This is a genomic window from Butyrivibrio sp. INlla14 (genome assembly GCF_900102515.1).
In the GTDB taxonomy this organism is placed as follows: domain Bacteria; phylum Bacillota; class Clostridia; order Lachnospirales; family Lachnospiraceae; genus Butyrivibrio.
In genome coordinates, this window is the sequence record NZ_FMVS01000003.1 from 213,677 (window position 1) to 239,145 (window position 25,469).

Annotated in this window: 21 protein-coding genes and 2 tRNA genes; 21 read left to right on the forward strand and 2 right to left on the reverse strand. The window is 40.8% G+C overall.

Features of this window, described 5'->3' with window-relative positions; all coding sequences use genetic code 11:
* Positions 1 to 68 precede the first annotated feature (68 nt).
* Positions 69 to 139: transfer RNA gene (locus BLO53_RS02240), tRNA-Gly, on the reverse strand.
* Between the two features lie 167 nt (positions 140 to 306).
* Between BLO53_RS02240 and sufC the strand changes: the two genes are divergently transcribed.
* Genes sufC through BLO53_RS02270 form a run of 6 tightly spaced genes read left to right on the forward strand, consistent with a single transcriptional unit; the run spans position 307 to position 5,922 of the window.
* Positions 307 to 1,053: a Fe-S cluster assembly ATPase SufC gene (gene sufC, locus BLO53_RS02245; protein ID WP_092058825.1), complete on the forward strand. Its 747-nt coding sequence runs from the start codon at positions 307 to 309 to the stop codon at positions 1,051 to 1,053.
* An 11-nt stretch (positions 1,054 to 1,064) separates the two neighbouring features.
* Positions 1,065 to 2,474, forward strand: coding sequence for a Fe-S cluster assembly protein SufB (sufB, locus tag BLO53_RS02250; protein WP_026489221.1), 1,410 nt, complete (start codon positions 1,065 to 1,067; stop codon positions 2,472 to 2,474).
* 14 nt (positions 2,475 to 2,488) lie between these two features.
* Positions 2,489 to 3,661, forward strand: coding sequence for a SufB/SufD family protein (locus BLO53_RS02255; protein WP_092058828.1), 1,173 nt, complete (start codon positions 2,489 to 2,491; stop codon positions 3,659 to 3,661).
* Between the two features lie 26 nt (positions 3,662 to 3,687).
* The gene (locus tag BLO53_RS02260; protein ID WP_092058830.1) at positions 3,688 to 4,908 is read left to right on the forward strand and encodes an aminotransferase class V-fold PLP-dependent enzyme; all 1,221 of its coding nucleotides are present in this window, start codon (positions 3,688 to 3,690) and stop codon (positions 4,906 to 4,908) included.
* The gene (gene sufU, locus BLO53_RS02265) at positions 4,898 to 5,347 is read left to right on the forward strand and encodes a Fe-S cluster assembly sulfur transfer protein SufU (RefSeq protein ID WP_026489218.1); all 450 of its coding nucleotides are present in this window, start codon (positions 4,898 to 4,900) and stop codon (positions 5,345 to 5,347) included. Before BLO53_RS02260 ends, sufU begins: the two co-directional genes overlap by 11 nt.
* Before the next feature lie 29 nt (positions 5,348 to 5,376).
* Positions 5,377 to 5,922 carry a TetR/AcrR family transcriptional regulator C-terminal domain-containing protein gene (locus BLO53_RS02270; protein WP_092058832.1) on the forward strand — a complete coding sequence of 182 codons (546 nt, stop codon included), beginning with the start codon at positions 5,377 to 5,379 and terminating at the stop codon, positions 5,920 to 5,922.
* 269 nt (positions 5,923 to 6,191) lie between these two features.
* Here the strand turns inward: BLO53_RS02270 and BLO53_RS02275 are convergent.
* A tRNA-Lys gene (locus BLO53_RS02275) sits at positions 6,192 to 6,264 on the reverse strand.
* 224 nt (positions 6,265 to 6,488) lie between these two features.
* Between BLO53_RS02275 and BLO53_RS02280 the strand changes: the two genes are divergently transcribed.
* The 15 genes from BLO53_RS02280 (at position 6,489) to BLO53_RS02350 (ending at position 25,467) form a co-directional block, all read left to right on the forward strand.
* On the forward strand, positions 6,489 to 7,259 hold the full coding sequence (locus BLO53_RS02280; protein WP_092058834.1) for a TatD family hydrolase: 771 nt from the start codon (positions 6,489 to 6,491) through the stop codon (positions 7,257 to 7,259).
* Between the two features lie 54 nt (positions 7,260 to 7,313).
* A complete protein-coding gene (gene rsmA / locus BLO53_RS02285; RefSeq protein ID WP_092058836.1) occupies positions 7,314 to 8,192 on the forward strand; it encodes a 16S rRNA (adenine(1518)-N(6)/adenine(1519)-N(6))-dimethyltransferase RsmA in 879 nt (292 codons plus the stop codon).
* Between the two features lie 74 nt (positions 8,193 to 8,266).
* Positions 8,267 to 11,044: a tetratricopeptide repeat protein gene (locus BLO53_RS02290; protein ID WP_092058839.1), complete on the forward strand. Its 2,778-nt coding sequence runs from the start codon at positions 8,267 to 8,269 to the stop codon at positions 11,042 to 11,044.
* A 31-nt stretch (positions 11,045 to 11,075) separates the two neighbouring features.
* Positions 11,076 to 12,995 (forward strand): 1,4-alpha-glucan branching protein GlgB, encoded by a 1,920-nt coding sequence (glgB, locus tag BLO53_RS02295; protein WP_092058841.1) that lies wholly within the window; start codon positions 11,076 to 11,078, stop codon positions 12,993 to 12,995.
* A 76-nt stretch (positions 12,996 to 13,071) separates the two neighbouring features.
* Complete coding sequence (locus BLO53_RS02300) at positions 13,072 to 16,221, forward strand: DUF6240 domain-containing protein (protein ID WP_092058843.1); 3,150 nt, start codon at positions 13,072 to 13,074, stop codon at positions 16,219 to 16,221.
* A gap of 9 nt (positions 16,222 to 16,230) precedes the next feature.
* Entirely contained in the window at positions 16,231 to 17,415 is a 1,185-nt protein-coding gene (locus BLO53_RS02305; RefSeq protein ID WP_092058845.1) for a flagellin N-terminal helical domain-containing protein, read from the forward strand.
* Between the two features lie 30 nt (positions 17,416 to 17,445).
* Positions 17,446 to 17,922: a flagellar export chaperone FliS gene (locus tag BLO53_RS02310; RefSeq protein WP_176757121.1), complete on the forward strand. Its 477-nt coding sequence runs from the start codon at positions 17,446 to 17,448 to the stop codon at positions 17,920 to 17,922.
* A gap of 139 nt (positions 17,923 to 18,061) precedes the next feature.
* Positions 18,062 to 18,451, forward strand: a complete 390-nt coding sequence (locus BLO53_RS02315; RefSeq protein ID WP_176757122.1) for a prepilin peptidase — start codon at positions 18,062 to 18,064, stop codon at positions 18,449 to 18,451.
* The gene (locus BLO53_RS02320; protein ID WP_092058851.1) at positions 18,448 to 19,467 is read left to right on the forward strand and encodes a hypothetical protein; all 1,020 of its coding nucleotides are present in this window, start codon (positions 18,448 to 18,450) and stop codon (positions 19,465 to 19,467) included. Before BLO53_RS02315 ends, BLO53_RS02320 begins: the two co-directional genes overlap by 4 nt.
* Positions 19,457 to 20,695, forward strand: coding sequence for a CpaF family protein (locus tag BLO53_RS02325; RefSeq protein WP_092058854.1), 1,239 nt, complete (start codon positions 19,457 to 19,459; stop codon positions 20,693 to 20,695). Before BLO53_RS02320 ends, BLO53_RS02325 begins: the two co-directional genes overlap by 11 nt.
* Positions 20,640 to 21,404 (forward strand): type II secretion system F family protein, encoded by a 765-nt coding sequence (locus BLO53_RS02330; protein WP_143003192.1) that lies wholly within the window; start codon positions 20,640 to 20,642, stop codon positions 21,402 to 21,404. The genes BLO53_RS02325 and BLO53_RS02330 overlap by 56 nt, the downstream gene beginning before the upstream one ends.
* Positions 21,405 to 21,421: 17 nt before the next feature.
* A complete protein-coding gene (locus tag BLO53_RS02335) occupies positions 21,422 to 22,879 on the forward strand; it encodes a type II secretion system F family protein (RefSeq protein ID WP_092058858.1) in 1,458 nt (485 codons plus the stop codon).
* A gap of 27 nt (positions 22,880 to 22,906) precedes the next feature.
* Positions 22,907 to 23,125, forward strand: coding sequence for a Flp1 family type IVb pilin (locus BLO53_RS19740; RefSeq protein ID WP_092058860.1), 219 nt, complete (start codon positions 22,907 to 22,909; stop codon positions 23,123 to 23,125).
* Between the two features lie 94 nt (positions 23,126 to 23,219).
* Complete coding sequence (locus BLO53_RS02345; protein WP_242875275.1) at positions 23,220 to 24,548, forward strand: DUF5702 domain-containing protein; 1,329 nt, start codon at positions 23,220 to 23,222, stop codon at positions 24,546 to 24,548.
* Positions 24,538 to 25,467, forward strand: coding sequence for a hypothetical protein (locus BLO53_RS02350; RefSeq protein ID WP_143003194.1), 930 nt, complete (start codon positions 24,538 to 24,540; stop codon positions 25,465 to 25,467). Before BLO53_RS02345 ends, BLO53_RS02350 begins: the two co-directional genes overlap by 11 nt.
* The last annotated feature ends 2 nt before the right edge of the window (positions 25,468 to 25,469 follow it).

Genomic DNA, 25,469 nt, shown 5'->3' on the forward strand with positions numbered 1-25,469 from the left:
ATCTTGTTTCTGGTATTTGCAAATGCAAATCATTTGCATTTAGAAAAATTGCAAAAAAAATAGCAGAAAGCGGGTGATGGGAATCGAACCCACGTATCCAGCTTGGAAGGCTGGTGTTCTACCATTGAACTACACCCGCAAGGTGCTGACAAGAATGTATTCTACCCACTTTTAAGTAGTATGTCAAGAACTTTTATGATAAACTATCATTGTTTGTCAATTGACATCGTAAGGGTGCGGTGTTAATATAAATCCTACTAAGTTAGTAGGAAAACATTTTGGATAATTTTCGAAAGGAAAAATGTTATGTCAGATCAGTATTTGTTACAGGTTAAGGATTTATCAGTATCAATTGATAATGAACTTCCTATACTTAATAAAATTAATTTGGATATCAAACCAGGAGAAACTCATGTACTTATGGGCCCTAACGGAGCAGGTAAGTCTACACTTGGTTATACTCTTATGGGTAATCCACATTACAACGTTACTGAAGGTAATATTATTTTTGAGGGACTGGATATTACAGAAGCTTCTGCAGATAAGAGGGCCAAGGCTGGAATGTTTCTTTCCTTCCAGAATCCATATGAGGTTCCTGGAATATCTCTTTCCAGTTTCATAAGAAATGCATATCATGCGCAGACTGGAGCGCCTGTTAAGCTTCTTGCTTTCCAGAAATCCTTGAAGGCAGCTATGGAAATCCTTTCTATGGATGAGTCATATGCTGACAGAGATCTTAATGTTGGTTTTTCTGGTGGTGAGAAAAAGAAAGCTGAGATATTACAGCTCCTTATGCTTAATCCTAAGTTTGCAATACTTGATGAAACAGATTCCGGACTTGATGTAGATGCTGTTCGCACTGTATCTAAGGGTATCGAAGAGTATCAGAAGAAGAAAGACGGAGCTCTTCTTATAATTACTCATAGCACTAAGATATTGGAGTCACTTCACGTTGATTATACACATGTACTTGTTAAGGGCAATATTGTTCATACAGGTGATGGTTCATTAGTGGATGAGATCAACGCAAATGGTTTTGAAAGATTTATCTAAAGAGGAAAGACATGAGCGATAATAAACAGGTTGTGGCCGATATCGACCGCAGTTTATATGATTTTAAAGATGTAGAGACAGAAGCTGAATTCTATCGAATGGAAGAGGGTCTCACTGAGGAAACTGTTCTTAAGGTTTCCGAGGAAAAGAATGACCCGGAATGGATGAGAGATTTCAGATTAAAATGTCTTAAGTTATATGAAGAGATAAAGATGCCTAATTGGGGACCTAGTATTGAGGGCCTCGATATGGACAGAATATCTTCTTATGTAAGACATAAGTCAGATATGAAAGGCAAGTGGGAGGATGTTCCTGAGGATATCAAGAACACCTTCGAGAAGCTTGGAATCCCTCAGGCAGAGAGAGAGTCTCTTGCTGGAGTTGGTGCGCAGTATGACTCAGAGCTTGTATATCACAATGTCAAGGACGAGGTAGCTGCTCAGGGAGTTATTTATACAGACCTTGAAAGCGCACTTCATGGTGAATATGCAGACATGATCAAGGAACATTTCATGAAGCTTGTTCCACCAACAGACCACAAATTTGCGGCTCTTCACGGAGCAGTTTGGTCTGGTGGTTCTTTTGTGTATGTTCCTAAGGGAGTTAAGGTGGATATTCCACTTCAGTCATACTTTAGATTAAATGCGGCTGGAGCTGGTCAGTTTGAACATACTCTTATAATCGTAGATGAGGGCGCGGACCTTCACTTTATAGAGGGATGCTCTGCTCCTAAGTATAACGTTGCCAATCTCCACGCAGGATGCGTTGAGCTTTTTGTTGGAAAGGGCGCAAGACTTCGCTATTCCACAATCGAGAACTGGTCCAAGAATATGTATAACCTTAATACAAAGAGGGCAGTTGTTGAGGAAGGTGGAATAATGGAATGGGTATCTGGATCATTTGGTTCACATACTTCATATCTTTATCCAATGACAATCCTAAAGGGTAATAACTCCAAGATGGAATTTACAGGTATTACATTTGCAGGTAAAGGTCAGAATCTTGATACAGGAGCAAAAGTTGTCCACATTGGAGAGGGAACTTCATCTAGTATTTCCACAAAATCTATTTCCAAGGATGGCGGCATTGGTACTTACAGAAGTAGCGTAACAATTCAGAAGACAGCTAAAAAGGCAAAGGCTTCTGTTTCCTGTGATTCTCTTATGCTTGATAGTATTTCACGAGCAGATACTATTCCTGCAATGGATATCAGAACTAATGATGCGGATGTAGGACACGAAGCTAAGATAGGCAGAATAAGTGATGATGCTATTTTTTATCTTATGTCCAGAGGTATTAGTGAAGAGGACGCCAGAGCAATGATAGTGAGCGGATTTGCTAATCCTGTATCCAAGGAACTTCCGCTTGAGTATGCGGTTGAGATGAACAACCTTATCAAGCTTGAGATGAGCGGACACTAATAGGAGCAAGTAACATGAGCAGAGATTTAAATATGAAGGTAAATGTACTGCCTGTTTACACTTACAATTTTTTGAAAGTAAATGACAGTACAATAGATGCCGAAGATATAAATATTGATTCACTTGTTGGACCTGAAGTTAAGGAGCTTCCAGATGGAGTTTCTCTAAGAAGCGGGATATCTTTTGATGAAGCTGGAGAAATATTCAGGGCTAATAAAGAAAAGATTCTTTTTACCACTGGAGTGCCAGGAGATCCTAATGGGGATACCTCATTTAGAGATGAAGAACAGGCTGTCAGAACAGGAATGGGCATTGATGTCGATAAATTGTTTATTGAAGCTGGTGCCAAGGCAGATATCTACACTGTAGATGAGGGTAAAAAAGTTGAGAAACCTGTGATCCTTAGATTTGATATGGAAAATGGCAAGGGAATGCTTGCATCTCAGGTCATTCATGCCCGCAAGGATTCAGAAGTGACTGTTATTATGGATTACAGTTCACAGGATAAAGAAGCAGCTGGATTTTTAGGAGTCAGCACAAGGATTCTTGCAGAAGAAGGTGCAAGAGTAAATTTGGTTAAGACACAGCTTCTTGGTAACCAGTATATTCATTTTGATGATATTGGTGGAGCTTGTTTTGAAAATGGTGCTATAAGGCTTATAACTCTTGAACTGGGAGCTCTCAAGGCATGGAATGGATGCTATATCAATCTTGTTGGCAAGCAGTCTGATTTTACTAGTGATACAGGCTATTATTGCGCGGGAGAAGATAATCTGGACATTAATTTTGTAGCAGACCACAGAGGCAAAAAGACTAATGCTCTGATGCAGTTTAAGGGAGTTCTGATGGGAAATGCCCAGAAGACACTTAGGTTTACTATTGATTTCAAGAATGGAAGCTCAGGATCAGTTGGCGATGAACAGGAAGATACTCTTTTGCTGAGTGAGGATGTTGTAAACCGCACAATGCCAATTATTCTATGTCAGGAAGAGGATGTTGATGGAAGACATGGCGCTACTATAGGTCAGCTTGGTGAAGATGTTCTGTTTTATATGCAGACAAGAGGCATAGACGAGGAAGAAGCTAAGAGAATCATGATAAAGGCAAGGCTTGATAGTGTTGCAAGGCTTATTCCTGACGAAGAGCTGAAGCAGAGAGTGCAGTATTTTATCCAGAATATTGCTTAAATATAGGAGATTAAGGAGATAAGCCAATGGGCGACCTACAGGAGTTTCGCAAGGATTTTGATATTTTAAACTCCGGCGACTATGTATATTTTGACAATGCAGCTACATCTCAGAGACCAAGGCAGGTACTGGAAGCTGTTGAGAATTTCTATAAGACTAAAAATGCCAATCCCTTAAGAGGACTGTATGATTGGAGCATGGATGCCACAGAAGCTTACGAGAATGCTAGAAAAGTTGTGGCAGACTTTATTGGTGCAGCTAGAAGTGAGGAAATTATCTTTACCAGAAATACTACAGAATCATTAAATCTTGTGGCGTATAGCTATGGACTTGAGAATGTTCACGAGGGCGACGAGATTGTTGTAACTGTAATGGAACACCACAGTAATCTTCTTCCATGGCAGATGGTTGCAAAAAAGAACGGAGCAAAATTGATATTCCTTGAGCCAGATGAGGAGGGTCTTATTTCCAAAGAGGAGTATGAGACAAAGATTACTGACAAGACCAGGATTGTTGCCATAGGACATGTATCTAATGTATTTGGAGTAACCAATCCAGTAAAAGAAATTGCTAAATACGCTCATTCAAAAGGCGCCATCGTAGTTGTTGATGGAGCGCAGTCTACTCCACATATGGCAGTTAATGTTCAGGAGCTTGGTGCTGATTTCTTTGCTTTTTCAGGACATAAGATGCTGGCACCTATGGGAATTGGTGCGTTGTATGGCAGATACGAACTGCTGGAGAAAATGCAGCCATTTTTAACTGGCGGTGAGATGATTGAATATGTGACTAGAACTGACGCCACATATGCTGAAATACCTCATAAATTTGAAGCAGGAACTGTTAATGCAGGAGATGCAGTTGGACTTGCTTCAGCTATAGAGTATCTTAAAAACGTCGGATTTGATAAAATAGAAGAACAGGAACTTAAACTTACAAAGCTTCTTATGGAAGGTCTTGAGAAACTTCCATATATCAAGGTTTATGGCTCTAAGGATTATAAAAAGCACTGCGGAATAGTGACATTTACTATGGAGGGAGTTCATCCTCATGATATGTCATCTGTCCTTAACGACGATCATGTTTGTATAAGAGCAGGCCATCACTGTGCCCAGCCACTTATGCAGTTTATAGGCGCAGGATCTACTGCAAGAGCTAGTGTATATTTTTATAATACAGAAGAGGAAGTAAAGGTATTCCTTGATAAGCTTTCCAAGGTTAGAGAGGTTATGGGATATGGAGCTTAAACAGTTATATCGTGAAATAGTAAATGAGCATAATCTTCATCCTGTTCACAAGGGCAAGATGGAGAATCCTGATCTTATTTTGAGAGGAGTTAATCCAAGCTGTGGAGATGATATTACTCTACAGCTAAGACTCAAGGATGGAATTATCGAAGATGGGATGTATGATGGCAGTGGATGTGCCATTTCACAGGCATCAGTAGACATGATGGTAGATCAGATCATTGGAAAGAATAAAGAAGAAGCTATAAAGCTTGCTGGAACCTTTATGGGAATGATAAAGGGAGAAATCACTGATGAAGAGAGCATAGAGGCTTTAGATGAGGCTGCCGCTCTTCAGGACGTGGCACATATGCCAGCTAGGGTTAAATGTGCTGTTTTAGGATGGCATACTATGCAGGAGATGCTGGAACATCCTGAAAAGGCTACAGGTGAAGTATAATCTTTTAATTTAACTGGAGGGGATAATAATTGGCTGATTCCAATGTTACAAAACATGCACTGGCCTCCGCACTCAAACAGTTAATGTTAGAAAAGCCTTTCGATAAAATAAGCGTTTCAGACATCTGTGATGGATGTGGGATGAACAGGAAGAGCTTTTACTACCATTTTAAAGACAAATATGACCTTGTAGAATGGATTTTTAGAACGGATATTGTTGAAACTATGAACTTTGCCGGATATGACAAGGGGTGGGATTTGCTCCTTGATCTATGCGGCAAATTCTATGAGGATAGAGACTTTTATAGAGCAGCCTTTAAGATAGAGGGCCAAAATGGCTTTAAGGACTATGTATTACATACACTGGAGCCTATAGCCAAGTATTTTATGCAGGGTAATGCCTATAGAGTGGAGGCAGATGAGTTTGCACTTACTTTCTTTGGAGATGCGTTTCTGACAGCTGTCATGAGATGGCTTAGAGAGGGCATGGTTCTGGAACCAGAGGCGTTTGTGAATAAAATCAGGAGCGCCAGTGTGGGACTTGCAGAGATAGTTATAGAGGATGAAAAAGAATAAGAGATTGGTAAAATGATCCATGGCGACAAACTCGGAACAAAGTTCCTCGTTGTCGCGGCATTCGCAGATAACGCAAGATTCGAAATTCATTACATGAATTTCTCATTTACGCGGCGTTCGCCGCATAAATTAAAATAAAAACAACGAAAGTCTTAGATGAGCAAGCTCCTCACGACATTCGTTGTTTTTATTTTATCTTGCGTGGCTCACTTTGACGCGAAAAAAAGTACCATCCCCATGGGATATACCCATGAAAACAGTACTCGGCGTGCACCGCCAGGGTCTCGAACCCTGGACAACCTGATTAAGAGTCAGGTGCTCTACCAACTGAGCTAGCGGTGCATTTCGTTATTAACTTGGCTTGTTTTGTTTGGCCATGTCTTAACGACAAGTGATACTATACTACGTAAAAAACATTAATGCAAGCATTTTTTTGAAAAAAATTTAAAAAATTTTAAAAATCCAGTATTTATGCGGTTTTCACAATGTATTTTTTGTGTTAAATTATATAAGGCAGTTCTTTTTTTCTAGAATTATTTAAAAAGAAATTGCTTTTTGGAGGAAAAATGATATTTGATACACATGCTCATTACGATGATGAGCAATTTGATACAGACAGAGAAGAGCTTATTGGTTCACTTAAGGATGCGGGAATAGGATATGTTGCCAATATTGGTGCAAGTCTTTCAAGTTCGCAGGCATCTATGGATCTTGCTCACAAATATGATTTCTTTTACGCAGTAGTAGGTGTCCATCCAAGTGAAGTTGAGGAACTGGATGAAGATAATATTAAAAAGCTCATGGAGTGGAGCAGAGATGATAAGTGTGTTGCTATAGGAGAAATAGGACTTGATTACCACTGGCCAGATCCTGCTCCTGAGCTTCAGAAAATATGGTTTAGAAGACAGCTTCAGATTGCAAGAGAGGTTAAGCTTCCTGTAGTGATCCACTCAAGGGAAGCTGCTCAGGATACGATTGATATTATGAAGGATGAACACGCAGAGGATATAGGCGGAGTAGTTCACTGCTTTTCATATTCAAAGGAAATTGCAGACATATGCCTGAAAATGGGCTTTTACATTGGAATCGGAGGAGTTCTGACCTTCAAGAATGCCAAAAAGATGGTGGAAGTTGTGGAAAACACACCTATGGACAGGATCATTCTGGAAACAGATTGTCCTTATCTGGCGCCAGAGCCCTTTAGAGGCAAAAGAAACTGTTCTTTATATCTTCCCTATGTTGTAGATAAGATGGCAGAGATAAAGAAGATCACAAGAGAAGAGGTTATCAAGATAACAGAAGATAATGCAAGGCGAATGTATGGCCTTGATAGGTAAATGTTGCAAGCAACATGCTTTCTTGATGAGCATAGATAGAAATTTGGAGGTAATATGGCATATCTTGGAAATAGTGCCAGAACAAAAGAAGTACTGGCTAAGTTTGGTATGAGTGCCAAGAAAAAATTTGGACAGAATTTCCTGATAGACAGTGGAGTACTTGATGGAATAGTAAGTGCAGCAGGAGTCACAGATGATGACTGTGTTCTTGAGATAGGACCAGGAATAGGAAGCCTTACTCAGTATCTTGCTGAGGCAGCCGGTAAGGTTGTGGCTGTAGAAATAGATAAGACACTGATACCTGTTTTGGCCGATACGCTGTCTGAATATGATAACGTAACAGTAATAAACGAAGATGTCCTTAAGGTGGATATAGAAGAGATTGTCAGAACCTACAATGGAGGAAGACCTATCAAGGTTGTTGCGAACCTCCCTTATTACATCACTACTCCTATCATCATGAAACTTTTTGAGAGTGGGGCTCCTATAGAGAGCATAACAGTAATGGTTCAGAAGGAAGTTGCAGATAGGATGGTCATGGGCCCTGGAAATAAGGATTACGGCTCTTTGTCGCTAGCAGTAGGGTATTATGCCAAGGCAGAGGCTATTATGGATGTTCCTCCCAGCAGTTTTATTCCGCAGCCTGGAGTTGGATCTGCAGTTGTAAGACTGTCACGGTTTGAAGAGCCGGCAGTCAAGGTTGGTGATGAAAAATATATGTTTGAGATCATAAGGACTTCTTTTAACCAGAGAAGGAAAACCTTGTCTAATTCTCTTTCAAATAACCCAGCGCTTAAGGTTTCCAGACAGCAGGTGCAAGAAGCCCTGACTGAAATGGGTATTAATGAGATGGCCCGCGGAGAAACACTGAGTTTGGAGCAGTTTGCAAGGCTTTCAGATATTTTACAAAGGACTAGTGCTATGTTAAACTAACACTATATATAGTATTTTGGGGTACTTTGAACACCATAAGGTGAAGTATTGTTGGTACCAAAGAGGTAGAAGTTTTGGATAAAGTGGAGTATAAGATCAGAGCCGATGAAATCAAGGCTTTGATTGGGGAAGGCAGATATGCCGAAGCGGTCAGAATCGCTGATACAATAGATTGGAAACGTGTTAAGAGTGGGGCAATGCTCTGCACTATCAGTGACTTATACAAGATCAATCGAAGATACGAGGAGAGTAGAGATGTTCTTTTGATGGCTTATGACAGACATCCTACCAGTAGACCTATAGTTTATTCCCTCTGTGAGCTTGCCATTAAGATGGGCGAGTTTGTTCAGGCTGTGGAGTATTACAAGGAATTTGTAAGGATTGCACCTCGTGACACCGGTAGATATATCTTACAGTACAAGCTCTATGAGGCACAGGAAGTAAGCCTTGAAGAGCGTATTGCTGTCCTTGAAGAATTCAAAAAGCACGATTACAGAGAAAGATGGGCTTATGAGCTTGCATACCTTTATCACAGAGTAGGACTTACAACTGAGTGTGTAGAGGAATGTGACGAGATGTTCCTGTGGTTTGGAGAGGGAAGATATGTTATGAAGGCCCTTGAACTCAAGGCACTTCATGAACCTCTTTCACCAGAGCAGCAGGACAGATATAACAGATTTAAGAATAAGGGAAACGAAGAGATACAGCAGGCTCCTTTAGAGGAAAACGAGAACGTTCAGGAGCAGCAGGAGGTTGTTTACCAGGATACCAAGCAGCCTACCAAGGAAATGCCACCTGTTACTGACGAGGTAATAAGGGAATATAATATCTCAAGATCTGCGCAGCCAGCACAGGATACAGTAATCTATAATCCTCAGATGCAGCAGGAGGATCAGCCTGTATATCAGGAGCCAGTATCTGATGACACCAAGGTCTATAGAGAAGATGAGATTGTTTATCCTCATATCAATGAGATCAAAGAGCCTACAGTAGATGTGAGCCAGTACAATACCATGAATCTCCAGGAAACACTGGCAGAAGGCCTTAGAGAGATCATTGCTGCTGAGAAGGATGAAGATACAACTGACAAACAGCCATCAGGCAGCATGCAGGAAATCTTTTTTGACACACAGACGCAGGATATTCCTTCAGTGCCTCAGATGGGTATAGACATCAAATATGGTGGAAATGGACCAATCCTTGGCGAGGCCAAGAAGTATGAGGAGCCGGAAGAGACACAGCAGCCACAGATTGCAGCTCCAGCCAGCCCAGTATTTGGCAGCGGCATGTACGAAGAGAAACCACTAGAGGAAGAAGTTCCGGGAGCTGTTATTCATCCAAATGCCAGCTACCAGATGCCTACTCATTTTGAGAGTATTCTTTCTCAGGAATATGATGGTCAGATCAGTATGGCCGTTCAGCCAGAACCTCAGGTTGAGCAGCAGATAACAGGTCAGATCAGTATAGAAGAGTACCTTGGAAACTGGGAGAAGTTCAAACAGGATCAGAAGGAAAAGCAGCTTAAGGCTGTTAAGCGCAGAGTAGCTGACGAAACTGGAAACATGTTTGCTGACTACGATGAGCAGACCAAGGAAGGCCTTCAGGAAAAAATAGAAAAGGCAATCGATGATGCTCTCAAGAAGGAACAATATGATAAAGCTTCAGGCAGAGGAGACTGGTCTGTAAACAGAGAAGATGTTATCAACGCAGCTGTTGATGAAGTAATAGATGAGGCAGAAGCCAAGGAAGTTCCGATTTCTGATACAGATGAACTTGATAAGATACCGGATGAACTCCCAGAAGAGGTCGATGCAGACGAGGACACAGTCAATGAGGAACTTGCTGCCAGCAAAAAAGAGCAGGAGGTAGAAGCTGAGGCTGTTTCAGAGGATAAAGAAGAGGATGCAGATAATTCCAATGAGGCTCAGGACACAGACAGAGTAGAAAAGACACAGGAAGAGGAAGCATCAAAAGAAAAAGAGGCTACAGAGGAAGCAAGCAAGGAACCTCAAAAGGATTCTAAGAAGGAAACCAAGCCTGCTGCAGATAATAAGTCTGAAGGTGAAAAGAAACACCTTGGAAACAGGGAAATAGAAGAGCGCGTAAGGACAATGACTCCTGAAGAGAAAGAGCTCTTTGGACCATATATCCATCACAAAAAGTCCAGAAGACAGATCATCAATGCTATTGATAATCTTAGCATGGATGCCTTTACTGGAAACGCTATTGTAACAGGAGAAGAGGGGGCAGGAACAGTTAATCTTGCCAAAGGCCTTATAAAGGCGGTTCAGGCTTCTGATTCTAACTTTAGCGGTAAGGTTGCCAAGATTACAGCCAACACTCTTAACAAAAAGAGCACCAGCAGTATTTTCGACAAGCTTGCAAACGGAGCTCTTATCATTCAAAGAGCAGCTGATCTGAATCAGGAAACAGTCAATGAGCTTTTGGGAATACTTCAGGAGGAGAATAAGGGCCTTATTCTTGTTATGGAGGATACCAAGGATGATATGGACAAGTTCCTTGATAAGAATCCATCTCTTAAGCAGAGCTTTAATGTAAGAGTAGATATAGAGGCGCTTGACGATGACTCACTTGTGGCATATGCCAAGCAGTATGCCTTTGAAAAAGAATATGCAATAGATAATCTTGGAATTCTCGCTCTTCATACCAGGATTTCTGAGAGACAGACTCTTGATCATGAAGTGACTGTCGCAGAAGTTAAAGACATAGTTGATGATGCAATCTACTATGCAGAAAAGCGCTCAGTAGCACATCTGGTTGATGTAATTGTCAATAAGAGATACGATGAAAACGACATGATAATCTTGCGTGAAAAAGACTTTATGCACTAAGAATGAGTATTATAAAACTTGAGGGGGGCTTATGGGGCAGAAGGTTTTTATATCTGAGGACGACGAATATTTATTTGGACAGGGAACACATTACGATATATATGAGAAGCTTGGTGCACATCCTTCTGAAGAGAAGGGTAAAAAGGGATACTTTTTTGCAGTGTGGGCACCAAATGCGCAGACAGTGCATGTTGTAGGTGACTTTAATGGATGGGATGAGAACGCCCATGCCATGAAACGTACAAAGGGCGGAAATATCTGGACACTTTTCATTCCAGGTGTAGGCATCGGGGAGCTATACAAATTCCTGATAACAACAAATGATGGAAGAAAGCTGTATAAGGCAGATCCATATGCTAACTATGCTGAACTGCGACCAGGCAATGCCTCCAGGACCACCAATCTGGAAGGCTTCAAATGGTCTGATAGCAAGTGGTATGAGGGACTAAAAGGGAAAGACCCTAATCGTCAGCCAATAGCAATCTATGAGTGCCAGATTGGATCATGGATGAAGCATCCTGATGGAACTGAAGATGGTTTTTACACCTACAGACAGTTTGCGGACAGGATTGTTGAATATCTTAAGGAAATGAAATATACCCATATCGAGCTGATTGGTATTGCGGAGCACCCATTTGATGGCTCCTGGGGATATCAGGTAACAGGTTATTATGCTCCAACATCAAGATACGGTGAGCCTTCCGACTTCATGTATCTTGTAAACAAACTTCACAAGCATGGAATCGGAGTTATCCTTGACTGGGTACCGGCTCATTTTTGCCCAGATGAATTTGGTCTTGCTTGCTTTGATGGAACTTGCATATATGAAGATCCAGATCCTCGAAAAGGAGAGCACCCGGACTGGGGAACCAAGATATTTAACCTTGCCAAGCCAGAGGTTAAAAACTTCCTTATCGCCAATGCTCTATATTGGATTCGTAAATTCCACATCGATGGATTAAGAGTAGATGCAGTGGCTTCCATGCTCTATCTTGATTATGGTAAAAAAGATGGACAGTGGGTTCCAAATAAATACGGCGATAACAAAAATCTTGATGCTATAGAATTCTTTAAGCACTTTAACAGCGTTGTAAGAGGTACTTATCCAAATGTTCTGACTATAGCAGAGGAGTCTACAGCCTGGCCCAAGGTTACAGCAAGGCCAGAGGACGATGGCCTCGGATTTGCATTTAAGTGGAACATGGGCTGGATGCATGATTTTTGTGAATATATGAAGCTGGATCCATATTTCAGGCAGGGAGCTCATTATATGATGACCTTTGCCATGAGTTACAATGATTCAGAGAAATATATCCTGCCATTATCACACGATGAGGTTGTGCACCTTAAGTGCTCTATGGTTGAAAAGATGCCAGGCTACAAGGTAGATAAATATGCCAACCTGCGAGTTGGATACACTTATATGTTTGGACATTCTGGCAAAAAGCTCTTATTCATGGGCCAGGACTTTGGACAGGAGCGTGAATGGAGTGAGAAGAGAGAGCTTGACTGGTTCCTTCTTGAGAATGATCTCAACAGAGGTATGAAGGACTACGTTGGCAAGCTTTTGGAAATATACAGGAAATATCCTGCAATGTATGAAGTAGATGATGACTGGGGCGGCTTTGAGTGGATCAACGCAGACGATAAGGAGCGCAGCACCTACAGCTTCTATAGACGAGCAATAAATGGTAAGGACAACATTCTCTTTGTCCTTAACATGACGCCAATGGAGAGAAAGGGCTTTAAGGTAGGTGTTCCATTTGAGGGAACTTACGCTAAGCTTCTAGATAGTGCTCAGGAATGTTATGGCGGTCTTGGAAGCCATGTGCCAGATAAGATAAAAGCAGAAAAAGGTCTTTGCGACTATAAGGATTACAGCATAGAATTTGATCTGCCGCCTTATGGAGCAGAAGTTTTCCTGTTCCAGAAGGGCAAGAAGAAAAATTAAAGATTTTTGACAGGCGTGCCGAAATAGATGGTGATGAAGAATAGTTCATCACCATCTTTTTATTTTGAGGTAGATTATGAATATTTCTTTTCAGGCACTTACTGGGCAGAAGGTTGAGGAGAGCCGTGATGAATTTTGGATGGATCCAAAAAGAGCTTTGCCTACAGACCAAAGGACCGGTAGATCAAGTGTGCAGGGCGCAGGTAATGTAAACCTACAGCTTGATTCGAGCATTTTTAGTAATGATGCCTATGCCTGTCACGCCAAAAGCTTAAGTGATATAAGCGAAATGGCAGATAACACGGATGTTTTGACACAGCATAATTATATGGCGCTTTTATCAAATACCATGTCTGAGGAAGACTTTGCTAAAGCTTCTAAGGAAGGATTTGATATTAATAATCTGGATAGCGGCCAGACTGTGACCATTCTTGATAAGATCAAGAGTGTTCTTTTGGAGTCTGGAAAAGAGATTGTTGGCTTTAATGACGATCTTAGCCTGGATAAGCTGTCAAAGCTTACAGGAAGCATCTCTTTTGCAAAAGAGCTTCAGAAAAGCTTTCATGAAAATGATATTCCCGTCACCTACGAAAATGCCAAATCTGCAGCTATTGCTTATAATCAGATATCTGACATACAGGGCCTGGAAGACGCTGCAGTAAAATATCTTGTTCATAACAACATGAAACCCAGCATGGAGAATATCTATTTTGCTGCCCATAGTACTAATGGGCAAAATCGCATGGGACGCGGGTTCTACGCTCAGGATGCAGGAGGATATTATGCACAGAAGGCTGAAACCTATGATTGGGGACAGCTTGATGGCCAAATAGATAAGATCATCGATGAGGCAGGACTTAGAAAGGAAGATAAGCAGGTAAGGGAAGAGGCAAGATGGATCATACAGCAGGGAATTCCACTTACAGCGGATACTTTAAATGGAGTACACAGGGTAAAAGAAATATCTTTTCCTGTTTCTGAGAGTAGTGCAGCCAAGGCAATTGCAGCAGCTATAGCCAACGGAAAAAAGGCAGTAGCAGCGGATCTTTCAGATGACAGAAACTACTATAGACAGGCAGTGGATATTAAAGATGCGACAGAAAAAATATCTGAGGATGATATTCGTACAAATATCCAGGCTGGAAAAGAGAACACATTAAGGAATCTCATAGCTGAGTCAGAGCTAAATGATAATGACTATGCCAGAGTAGCAGAATGCTCAGTAGATACACAGGACACAAGATTCGTGCAGGCAAGGCTCCAGCTGGAAGAAGTCAGACTTCGCATGACAGTAGATGCAAATAAGCAGCTTCTGTCCAGCGGTTTTTCTATTGATACTGCCCCAATGGAGCAGCTTATCGAAAGATTAAAAAATATTTTGGGCCAGATTCCTGACGAAAGTGTCGGAGCTGCTCTTGATGAAATTGCTGAGGTAACACCTGCTAATCAGACATATATCATCCGAGCAACGCTTAGCAAAGTGGCAATCATACAGTCAGGTCCAATAGAGATAAGCGGAGCACAGCTGGGTGAAATCGAGACTGCATCACTTGCCAAGTTAAGTGACGTCTCCATGCAGCTCAAGATGCGCTACAAGAAAGCGGGAGAGAGCTATGAGCCAATGATGACCGCTCCAAGAGCTGACCTTGGAGATAATATCAAAAAAGCTTTCAGGAATGTAGATGACATATTAAAAGATATGGGCCAGGAAATTAATGACAGCAATAGGCGCGCTATCAGAATTCTGGGCTACAACAGCATGGAGCTTTCAATAGATAATTTTGAAAAAGTCAGAGCATTTGACCAGTCGCTAAAGACAACTCTGGATAGACTTAAACCAGGAGTGGTGCTTGATATAGTAAGAGAAGGCAAGAATCCTCTAGGGATGACCGTTGGTGAGCTAGCTGAAGCTTTGGATCAAAATTTAATGGGAAATGATGAGCCTGGCAATGGCGGAAGCAGGTCAGATGAGAAATATGCGAAGTTTCTTTATAAGCTGGAGCATAAAAAAGAAATTACAGCCCAGGAAAGAAGTGCATTTATTGGTATATACAGATTATTCCATACCATTAAAAAGAATGATTACCAGGCAATTGGTGCAGTTCTAAAGACAGGTATGGAGATGACACTTGGTAATCTTCTTGCAGCTACCAGAATCCAGTCTGCATATAAGCGGGGAATAGAGTATACAGTAGATGACGACTTTGGTGGAGTTGAGCTAAAGAACACGTCGGGATTAAAAATTGATGAACAAATAAATTTGGCCTTTAAGTATTATAGTGCACAGGCCGATATAGTATATGAGAATCTTGAGCCCGAAAAACTCATGCAGGCGGCTCCTTCAGAGGATACTCTTTTACCAAAATTTGCAGAAGACTTGCAAAATGCAGGGGTAGAGGAGAGCCTTGAGAGGCAGTATGCTTCGCAGGTTATAAGGCAGATAAGAGAGACAGCCCAGACAAGAGATTCAGATAACGCCCTTGAAGAACTAAAAGGTCTTCATATGGAGGTTAACTTTGGAAATCTTGAGGCAATGATCTCTAATAGAAGGGAACGTAAGAATGGGAACATCTGGCAGAAGGCAGAAGATCTGGCTGGCGAGAGGGCTTTGCGAGAGACAGGCAGGCTGGTGGATGCTCTCGGAGAGCCGGATTATGTGGAGACTTACAAAAACAGTCTCAGTAACATCTCGGATAGTCTAGAGCAGCTTCTTATGAGTGATGATGACTCTTATATTGATGTTAAGGCCATCAACCTCATGCAGAGAAGGATGACTGTTATGAGTCAGAGCTCCGATCAAGGAACCTTCGATGTGCCTGTAACTATTGATGGGCAAAAGATTTCCATGCATATCACGCTTAAGAGTGATAACAGCATGGACTCAAGGATGGAGGCAAGTGTTCAGACATACGAATACGGTCTAATCACAGCAAGTCTTTACGTAAAAGAAAACATGGTGACCGGTATGCTTACAACGACTTATAGTCAGAGCAGCGAAGAAGCTGAATACTTGGAAAGCGTTAGATCTAAAATGTGCGTCAAATTGGCTGAGAAACTAAAGGATATTGGCGTGGGCCAGGAACAAATAGCAATCCTTTACCATGCGCAGACACAGCCTATCTCAGTAGGAACAGCTAATGCAAATGCCACGGATGGCAATCAAAAGAATAAAGCAGATACTACGGTACTTCTGTCTATGGCGAAAGCATTTATAGAGTCCCTTTAGGAGGTAGAAATGAAAGTAAATTATAACGTGTCCGCGATGATCGCTAATAACGCGCTTCAGAGAAATGATAATCTCTTATCTGAATCACTGGAGAGATTGTCCAGCGGCCTTAAGATTGCAAATGCCAAGGATAATCCTTCAGGTCTTGCAATGTCAAGAAGAATGAATTCCCAGATTGAAGGTCTTGGAGTAGCTGGAGATAGCTCAAATGATGCAATCTCTATTGTTCAGGTTGCAGATGGATCTTTGTCAGAAATCCATGAAATCTTGCAGAGAATGAACCAGCTTGCTGTTCAGGCAAGTAACGGAACCCTCACAGATTCTGACAGGCAGACAATTCAGGAGGAGGTAAGTCTTTTAAAACAGGAAATAGAGCGAATGGCTCAGACCACTCAGTTTAACGGCCAGAATATACTGGATGGAACATTTGATCTTAAAGGATATACTACTGTAGGTGATAGCATTGATGGCGCTGTTACAGACGCTTCTGTTAAACTTAGCAGCTACTCAGATGTTGTGGAGGCTGGACAATATAAGATCACCGGAATAGATGTTTCTTACATAAACCTTACTGGATCAACCGGAGTCGATAAAAAAGGTATTTTCTTTGAAAATGGAAGTGACAAAGAAATTAAGATCTACAAGGTAAACAATGGCGTTGAGACTGAGTACATGACAAATGGAATGTCAGCAACCATCAATGAAGATGTGCTTACACTCAAAGACAGTACTGGAAAAAGAATAGATATTCAGATAGACAGACCCTTTGATGATACTGTATTTCTTGATCTTACGGCTTCCGGAGCAATGACAATGCAGGTAGGAGCTAATGAGGGCCAGACACTTGATATCAGGATTCCTAAGGTTTCCCTTACTACGCTTGGAATCTACAACCTTGATATGGCTAATACAGTCGGCGCAAGAGAAGCAATCGAAGACATAAAGGGAGCTCTTTCAACAATAAGTTCAATCCGTGCAAGGCTTGGATCCTATCAGAACAGACTTGAGCATACATCAAACAGTCTGGATATTACTGTTGAGAATATGACTGCCGCTTATTCAAGAATCATGGATGTAGATATGGCTGAAGAGATGACTGTTTATTCTACTCAGCAGGTGCTCTCCCAGGCCGGAACCTCTATGATGGCTCAGGCAAATGAAAGACCATCACAGGTATTGCAGCTTCTTCAGTGACCTAATTAGGATAGTAGAGAGGATATGTCTATGACACAGGAAAAAAAGCAGGAGTATACCCTCAAGATAACACAGGCAAATAAGACACAGATGATCACAATACTGTACGAAATGGTGCTTGAATATATAGCAGATGCGAAGGCTGCCATAAGCACAGGCAACAGAACTCTTTCAGACAGAAATATAGGATATGCCCAAAACTGCATTGATGAACTTATTCGCTCTGTAAATTTGCAGACTGAGCTTGGAAAAATGCTTCATAAGCTCTATATCTTTTCCAAAAAAGAGCTGATGCTTACAGGGGTTAACATGAGTCTAAACAGATTGCATGGAGTAGAGCGGAATTTTAAGGCGCTCCATGCAGCATACAAAGAGATAGAGAGCATTGATAAAAGCGAACCGACCATGGGAAATACGCAGAGTGTGTATGCTGGACTTACTTATGGCAGGTATAGTTTAAATGAAAGTGTAAAAGATTCATCTATGAACCGTGGATTTATGGCTTAACCATGCCTGTTTCCGAATTTCTTAAGAAAGATTAATAATTTTAGGTATTTACAAACCGCTTTTATGATGATAAATTCTTTAATCGCGAGCTCGAAAAAATCTTTGAAAGGAGTGGATCATAATAAGAGCGGTTTTACTCTTGTTTTTAGGCGGAGCAGTTTTTACCGATCTGTATAAAGACAAGATCTATAATGTTTGGGTAATTCCAGGTCTATTAACTGGACTTATCTTAGCCCTGAGCCAGGGACCAGACAGGTTTCTAAATGCGCTTACGGGTGTCGGAGCCACCTTCTTGGTGCTCATGCCGGTCTATCTCGTTAAAGGGATTGCGGCAGGAGATGTTAAACTGTTATTGTCTACAGCATCTTTTTTATCATTTCAGGAATTATATTCCTGTATCTTATTTTCTTTCCTGATTGCAGGAGCCATTTCACTGGTAATTATTATTTTTAAGAGAGAAAAGAAAACACTACATTTTGCAGTACCTGTCCTTTTGAGTGCAGTACTTGTTTTGGGAGGATTGGTATGAAAAAGCTAAAACTAGTTATTTGCGATAGCGATGAGCTTTATTGCAGAAGACTTGATGAGTACTTAAGGAGCCATTTACATCTTGGCTTTGAAATTTTCTCTTTTACTGATTTTAAGATCATGGAGGAATTTGCAAGAAAGAACACAGTTGAACTTCTGATGATAGCGGAAAGCTTGCTTGAAGAGCTAGGTGAATGCAAACTTTTCTCAAGCCTCAGGAATATACTAATTCTTGATGAAGGCCTTGGCGGAAGCAGCGTGGTTAGAGATGGAGATGAGCTGACAACTAAATATGTGGATAAGTACCAGTCAGCGTCCAGTATTGTGGATAACATTATTGGTTTTTGCATGGAAGATTCAAGCAGTTTGCATGGCCTTAGCTTGCAGACAGCCTCAGGAAAAGGGAGAGTTATCAGCTTGTATTCACCACTTTCTAAATGTGGACAGACAACTCTTGCAGTCAACATTGCAGAACTTTTAGCCAAAGAGTCCAAGACCATTTTTCTTAGTTTTGAAAGCTTTTCAACTCTGCCTGATCATCTTGGTATTGAATACGAAGAGGATATATCAGACCTGGTCTATTATGCAGATTGTGAAAGAGATAAATTCGTACTTTATCTGGAAAAGATAAAAAGAAGCAAGAACAACGTGGACTACATAATGCCAGCCAAGACTGCAATGCAGATTAAGGAAATAGGGTTTGAAAAGGTTATGGATCTGTACAGGCTACTGACTGATGAATGTGGATATGACAACATTGTTGTAGATCTTACAGAGCTTCCAGGTGGTTTTTTTGATATTGCATCTTCAAGTGAAAAGATATTCACAATAACAAGGGATAACTTGCGGGATAACAGAGTTGTGCAGATGTACGATGAAGTCCTTAGGAAAAGCGAACTTGAGGATATAATTGAAAAGACCATAAAATGCCAGCTTCCGGATATTAGGGACAAGCAGGAATACGATGGGTATGTTTATAATCTACTTGCCCGGGAGGGACTTTTGAATGGAAGATAGATTTGATGGGATAAAAAAATCTGTCAGGCAAAAGGTCATGGGCTGCATAGACTACTCCAAGGATATCTCTGACGAAGAAATGTATGTACTTGTGGATAAAGAACTATCTGAAAGGCTAAGGCATGTCGCTATATCAGTGGAGGATAGAAAAAGGCTCAGAATGCAGATTTTTCATTCTATAAGAAAACTAGATATCCTTCAGCAACTGGTAGATGACCCTACAGTCACGGAAATCATGGTAAATGGTACTGAAAATATCTTCATCGAGAAAAATGGAAGTCTGTTTAAGTTTGATGGAAGATTTGAATCAAGAGACAAACTTGAGGATGTTGTTCAGCAGATAGTTGCATCCTGCAATAGAGTCGTCAATCAGTCGCAGCCAATAGTGGATGCAAGACTTGAAAATGGTAGCCGAGTGAATATCGTGCTAGGCCCCGTCGCACTTAATGGTCCAATCATCACTATTCGAAGATTTCCAGATAAACCTATAGACATGGCAAAGCTCATAGAGCTTGGTTCTTTATCTCCTTTTCTTAGAGATTATCTAAAGATCTTAATAAAGGCAGGCTATAACGTCTTTATTTCCGGTGGCACAGGTTCTGGTAAGACCACATTTCTCAATGCATTATCGGATTTTATTCCCAAGGACCTAAGAGTTCTTACGATAGAAGATTCTGCAGAACTTCAGATTATTGGAGTGCCCAACCTTGTCAGGCTGGAATCCAGAAATGCCAATGTAGAAGGATGCAAACCCATTACCATTAGAGATCTTATTAAGTCATCTCTGCGAATGCGACCAGACTGGATCATCGTAGGTGAGGTTAGAGGAGGAGAATGTGTTGACATGCTGCAGGCTATGAATACCGGGCATATGGCCATGTCAACAGGTCATTCCAATAGTGCTTCAGACATGCTGTACAGACTAGAGACCATGAGCCTTATGGGAATGGGGGAACTACCACTGTCTGCGGTAAGAGGCCAGATTTCAGCAGGAATAGACATTATAGTACATCTTGGAAGACTGAGGGACAGATCAAGAAAAGTGCTGGAAATAAGTGAAGTGGAAAAAGAACTTGATGATAATGGCAGAATTACACTTAACCCACTTTTTAGATTCTGCGAAAGCGCTGAGTCTACAGACTTAAAGATAAAGGGAGAATGGAGGAAAATTGGTGAACTTAAGAATACTGAAAAGCTTGAGGCAGCAGGTCTTAGGCTATCATCCTAAGAAGAGTGATGCCATTTTCTGGATTCAGGGAGCTTTGATCGCACTAATGTTTGGGAGATTATTTTTCGACTCGTATCTTGCGGTGGCTATATTATCGCCGATAGCAATCCCTTGGGTTGTCATCCAAAAGAAAAATAAAAGAGAGCAAAGATGCAGACAGATTGGAATTCAGTTTAAGGATGCCATCTTTTCTGTTTTAACGAGTCTGAAGGCAGGCTTCTCTATAGAGAATGCATTTATGGAAGCAAGAAGAGACATGGAACTTCTTTATGGTAAAAACAGCGATATTTCTTTTTATCTTGCAAGGATCAGTAAGGGGCTAAAAAACAGTGTTCCTCTTGAAAAGCTTATCTATGGCATGGGAAAAGAAACAGGAAATACAGACATCCAGGACTTTGCAATGGTCTTTTCTGTAGCGAAAAGAAGTGGCGGAAACATGACAGACATTATCCAGCGGACTATAGATGTTATCTCAAGGAAGATGAATGTTGAAAAAGAGATAGATGTTCTTGTCAGCGCTAAAAGGCTTGAAGCCAGGATAATGAACTGTGTTCCGTTTTTTATCATCTTCTATATAAGTCTGACAAGCCCAGGTTTTTTTGATGCTTTATATCACAATTTTTTTGGAATAATTCTAATGACTGTTTGTATGGTCATCTACTGCATTTCGTACGTTCTGTCTGAGCGCATAGTAAATATCTCTGTTTAAAGAAGGAAATTTAAAGAATGATTTTGATTTATTTTATTATTCCAGTGCTGGTTTTTTCTATCTGGATAATAGCAAGAAATATGGAACTTGATGAAGATATAAACGAAGAGGGTATATCAAAAGAATTATTTAAGGTATCTCTTTTCATATATCAAAAGATACGTGGCAAGAGGCATATTTCCTGGGATCAGAAGGTTCGAGGATACCTGACAACACTTGGTGGAAGCAAGGATTTGGATAAGGCAACCAGTTATTACTATGCCCAAAAGATCAGTATAGTTCTGCTACTTGCATTTTGCGGTAGCATACTTTCTCTTGTGCTATACCTTTCAGGAAACTTTGATGGAGCACTAAAGGAAAGTGGGCAGGTGGAGAGATATCTTCCAGGAGAGGGGCAGCGTGATGTTGAACTAGTAGCCAAAACTGAAGATGGAACGAAGCTTGGAAAATTTCATGTAGAAGTAGGGGAGAGGAAGTACACCAAAAAAGAAGCAGATGCCTTATTTGAAGAAGCAAGTTCAAAACTAGAAAAAGAAATTCTGGGAAAGAACGAGAGCTTAGAAAAAGTAAATGACAATCTAAGGCTGATAAAGCAAATTGATGGGTACCCCTTCGAGATAACCTGGAATGTAGATGATCATGATATTTGCAAATATGACGGAGAGATAGACTGTTCAAATGTCTCTGCGGAGGGCACAGTTATTACGCTGATCGCTACTTATACTTACGATGATCACAAGTGGGAGCAGGTAATATATGCGAAAGTAATACCCAAAAAACTTTCGCCGGCCCAGATCATTCAAAACGACATTGAAGAGCTGCTAAATACCAGCAATGAGGTAAGCAGGTATGAAGGAAGCATGGAACTACCGGAGAAGTACAAAGAAGAAAAATTAAGCTGGAGTGAAATAAAAGAAGACAATAGTCTTCTGCTACTTCTCCTAATGCTGGTAGGTGGTGCAGCAACTTTTGTAATGAAGGATAAAGAATTAAAGCAAAAGATTGATGATAGAAATGCAAAGCTCATAAGAGAATATCCGGGAATTGTTTCGCAGATAGTCTTATATCTAGGGGCTGGAATGACCATGAGAAATATCTTTTCTAAACTGTCAGAGAATTATGCCAGTAAAAGAAAAAAGGGTGCTCCCATGAGTTATGCATATGAGGAACTTACAAAAAGCACTAGAGAAATGAAAATGGGAAAATCCGAGACTGCGGTGTATGAGGATTTTGGGAGAAGATGTGGTGGGCAGCAGTATACGAGACTTAGTACGTTGCTGTCCCAGAATTTGAGAAAGGGAAATAGTGAGCTTTTAAAGCTACTTTCAGAGGAGTCAGAAAAAGCATTTGATGACAGACTTGATCTGGCAAGAAAAGCAGGAGAAGAGGCTGGAACAAGACTCCTATTACCTATGATACTAATGCTGCTTATTGTGATGATAATTATCATGATTCCAGCGTATATGACATTTTAAATTATGAAAAAGAAAGAGGAAATAATAATGAAAGAATTACAGATTAAGGCAAAGAATTTAGGAACAAAAATTACAAATGGAGTAAAGGCGTTCTGGAATGATGAATCCGGAATGGGAACAGTAGAAGTCATTCTGATTATCGTAGTACTAATTGGACTTGTTATTGTGTTCAAGAAGCAGATTTCAGGAATCGTTGAAGACATATTTAAGACAATAAGGGCAGAAACTCGTGAGATCACAAACTAAAGGATACATAACTGTTTTTTTATCATTGTCTATAATGATCATTTTGTCACTTGTACTGGCTCTCTATCAGGGAGCCAGGATAGGTGCTGTGAGAATGAAGACAGAATGCGTAGCAGATATCTCTATGAACTCGGTTCTGGCAGAGTACAGCAGAGAACTATATGAGCAGTACGGACTTTTGATGGTGGATACATCTTATGGAACCGGGAATCCATCAATCAAAAATCTAGAGGATCATTTAAGGCACTATGCAGAAAAAAATTTTGAAAGAAGCACAGCAGGAGGAATCCTTAATGCCCAGACTATGACAGCTATGTACTGCAAAGATGTTAAGATATCTGGCTACAGCGTTGCAACTGATAACAATGGCGCTGTGCTAAACAGACAGATACTAGCTTATATGGCAGGAGAACCTATTGGGTATTTGATGGGAGAAGTTTCATCAAATGCCAGCAGCCTTCAGTCTGGCGGTCTTGACTCCACAGATGTGGACGCTATGGCAAGTGAGAATCAGAAAATAATAGATTCAACTGAACTTCCTGAAATAGAAAAAGAAGATGGAAAAAAGGAAATTATTTCAATTGGCAATCCTGCAGATGTGGTCAATTCACAGAGAGGCATAGGGGCACTGAATCTAGCTTTGCCAGATAAAACCGGTATTTCGGAGTCGGTCTGCAGTTTGTCAGAGTATGCTTCTCATAGAAATCTTAATAAGGGAACAGGCCTTGATGATCAAATGGGAATTACTACGGTGCAGAAGCTGATCTTAGACCAATACTACTATGAAAAATGCAGTAGATACGGTGCAGAAATGGATAAGGCCCAGTTAAAGTACCAGCTGGAGTATCTTATCTATGGCCTTGATAGTGACTATGGCAATCTGGAAAAAATGGCTGAAACACTACTGTTTTGGAGACAGGCTTCAAATATGATCTATCTTTTTAGCTGCCAGGAAAAAGTGTCAGAGGCCGAAGCAATCGCAACAGCCTTGTCAGTGATTCTGTTTGTTCCAGAGCTTGCCGATGCTATAAAGTACTCAATTTTATTTGCCTGGACTTTTGCGGAATCTATTTCAGATCTTCACATTCTCTTTTCCGGAGGCCGTGTTCCCTTGTTTAAATCAGATGAAACCTGGAAGCTTAGCCTTTCGAATATGTTCTCTTTCCGAGACCATTTGGGCAGTCAGGACAATCAAGAAGGACTTCTTTACGAAGACTATCTGAGGATCAAGCTTCTAATGACAAACCACTTGGAAAAGACAAAGCGAATGATGGACATCATGGAAATGGATATAAGGCAAACAGAAGGAAATGCTGGTTTCAAGCTGGATTATTGCGTTGATGTATTTAGAGCACAGCTTGAAGTGGGCACCAAATATGGATATGAGGTAGGAATAGAGAGAATTTATGGATATGAGAGATAAAAATCCACCAAACAGTGTCATAGGGGGAGTTAAGGGCACTTCTTTTTTCAAAATTCACAAACACAAAAAAGAAATAAAAGATAACTGTATACTCCAGACAATCAGAACTCTTAAAGAAGTGTCTTTATCTGCTTCTATGACACTGGAGGCATCTATTGCACTGCCTCTTTTCATATTCTTTTTTGTAAATATTATCGCAGCTATAGATATAGTCAGGGTCCAATCTGAGATGGAGGCAACTCTGCATCAGGTAGGCAATGACGCTTGCCTTCTAGCTTTTGATATGAGAGAGGGAGAGAAACTGGTGGAACCAGAAAGCGATGCCCTGCGAATTATGGAAACAGGCGGGCTAAATGGATATGTATATTACCAGCTAAAAAAGTGCCTTGATCCCAAACTCGCAAGTACGGCAGTAACAGACAGAATAAACATAAGCAATATGCTCTCTTCAAAGATAATGGTGGGTAACGACATAGTTGACATTGTTATTGATTATAAAGTGCATCCAATCATTTCCCTGATTGGTTTTAGATCGTTTCTGGTGGAATCAAGATATTATGGCCATGCCTGGACTGGATATGACATTACGGGTAGTGACGCTGAGGATAGCCAGACCGAAGAAATGGTATACGTTACTGAGCATGGAAGTGTTTATCATAGGGATATTGGCTGTAAATATCTTAAGCCAAGCATCAAAAGTGTTTCCTACTCACAATTGGCGAATGAACGCAATAAGGATCAGTCAAAATATTATCCTTGCGAATATTGCGGGCAGGGCGTTGCAGGCGGAAATGTCTTTATTACTGACTATGGAGAACGGTATCATTCAACGATTGATTGCCCAGGAATAAAAAGAAAAATCTATACGATACCAATATCAGAAGTAGGAGGAAAAAGTCCCTGTAGTGGATGTGGATAAAA